This window comes from Bartonella sp. ML69XJBT, from assembly GCF_028618515.1.
Lineage (GTDB): Bacteria > Pseudomonadota > Alphaproteobacteria > Rhizobiales > Rhizobiaceae > Bartonella.
Genome location: NZ_JAQITB010000099.1, coordinates 1 through 1896, shown reverse-complemented (window position 1 = coordinate 1896; position 1896 = coordinate 1). Strand labels below are relative to the sequence as shown.

The window sequence follows — 1896 nt, the reverse complement described above, 5'->3', positions numbered from 1 at the left end:
CAATAAAAGCCCCAAAACTTGAAGGTGCTATCTCTATAATAGGTCGTGTACGACGTACTATTCTTGATATGTAAGCAGTACAGCTTTCTGTTTACGTTATTAATTAGATACTATCAACGGCTTATGGCGGGGTATTGATTCTCAAGATAAGTACTGATTCGCCATTTTTTTATTTTTTAAAAAAATAGTACAATTTGTACTTGACTGTGTATCGTTCATAATGTACTAATATATCCATAAATTAACACAAACAATCGCTATTAGGCGTTAGGGAGGAGAAATTATGGAAAATCCAATTCTTATAAATTCTGATGAAATTTTATTAGTTACCTACGATGATGATCAAAACATTGCAGAGTCTGGACCACTTGATGAAAGCCAAATTCTAAAAATTATTGACGAAACAGATGATGCAATCCAAATCTTTCGTATAAATCCTTCTGAAAAGAGTTGTGAAGACATTTCTGAACAGATTGCAGAAGCATATGTAAAAGAAAATATCGAACGTCTCGATGAAGATAGTGAGGTTCATTACTTTATACGTGAAAGTGATATCTACAATGAAATTTTAGAAGAGATCGCAGAAGAAAAATATGAAGATGAAATGTACGGTACTTATGAACAACAGCACCGTTTGCGTCCTTGTGATGTGCTTTAAAATTCTGAAGGGCGTTTAAAAAGCGCCCCCTTTCATCCATCAGTCCCATCAACATGAGGTCCGTAATGGAAAAGCTTATTGCTATTCAGCACAACACAATTAAAAACGAAACTGTTCAAACAGTAAATGCACGTGATCTGCATGCTTTTTTAGAAGTAAAAGCCCGCTTTAATGACTGGATTGTTAACCGTATTAAAGAATGTAATTTTCGAGAAAATCAAGACTTTATAAGTTTTACTAAAAATTTAGTAAAACCCCAAGGTGGGCGCCCAAGCTTAGAATACTACCTCACATTAGATATGGCTAAGCACCTTTCGATGATAGAGCGTAATGACAAAGGGCATGAAGCCAGAGAGTATTTTATAGAATGTGAACGGCGTGCAAAGCAAGCAGTAACACCACAAATCGATTATTCAAGTCCAAAAGCTATGATTGGATTTTTGAATTATTTGCAAGGTCAAATAGATCAAAAAGACACCATCATTGAAGATTTAACACCAAAAGCCATGGCACTTGAAAGTTTACAGCGTCATAATGGGCTCTTTGGTCTTACAGAAGCCGCGAAAATCCTCGAAATGCAACCAAAACAATTCATTCAATTCTTACAGCAAAAAGGTTGGGTTTATAGACGTGCAGCAGGTGGAAATTTACTCCCTTATCAAGACAAAATCCAAAAGCAACTTATGGACTGTCCAACGATCACACTTCAAACCGCCTGCGGAATAGAAAAAGTCATTCCTTGCGCAAAAATCACAGCAAAAGGAATTGGTGTGCTGTCTCAAGAACTTAAAAGACAAAGCATGCATTAAGAGGCTGTCACTATGGAAAAGAAATACGAACTGACTGATGAAATAGATGAAATTTATTTGCGTAAGGTTTATCGCATTCGCGCATTACGAGACTTTAGAAATGTTAAAAAAGGTGACCTAGGCGGCTTTGTAGAAAAAGAAGAAAACCTGAGTCATGAAGGAGACTGTTGGATTTGGTATAAAGCTAAAGTTAGTCATGATGCTAAGGTTTTTGGTAATGCACAGATATTTGAAAGAGCAATAATTACAGATAATGCGTGTGTTTACGACAATGCCAAGGTTTGTGGAGAGGCTAGTGTTGAATATAATGCGCAGATTTTTGACAATGCACTGATTTACGACAAAGCTCGAGTTTTTGGTTTTGTTTATGGCAATGCCCGTGTTTATGGCAAGGCTGTTATATGTGATAACGCACGCATTTTTGGAGAT

The 1896-nt window shown here is 36.3% G+C and carries 3 protein-coding genes; all 3 read left to right on the top strand.

The genetic code is table 11. The features are described from left to right. The first annotated feature begins 283 nt into the window (after window positions 1-283). The gene (locus PVV68_RS10250) at window positions 284-658 is read left to right on the top strand and encodes a hypothetical protein (protein WP_273721889.1); all 375 of its coding nucleotides are present in this window, start codon (window positions 284-286) and stop codon (window positions 656-658) included. A 65-nt stretch (window positions 659-723) separates the two neighbouring features. Continuing rightward, window positions 724-1467 (top strand): antA/AntB antirepressor family protein, encoded by a 744-nt coding sequence (locus PVV68_RS10245; protein WP_273783022.1) that lies wholly within the window; start codon window positions 724-726, stop codon window positions 1465-1467. Between the two features lie 12 nt (window positions 1468-1479). Continuing rightward, window positions 1480-1896, top strand: a 417-nt coding sequence (locus tag PVV68_RS10240) for a hypothetical protein (protein WP_273783021.1), incomplete at its 3' end; no start/stop codon positions are given.

Coding starts and splice junctions, on each gene's coding strand:
- PVV68_RS10250 (WP_273721889.1), top strand. CDS start 284: ATGGAAAATCCAATTCTTATAAATTCTGATGAAATTTTATTAGTTACC.
- PVV68_RS10245 (WP_273783022.1), top strand. CDS start 724: ATGGAAAAGCTTATTGCTATTCAGCACAACACAATTAAAAACGAAACT.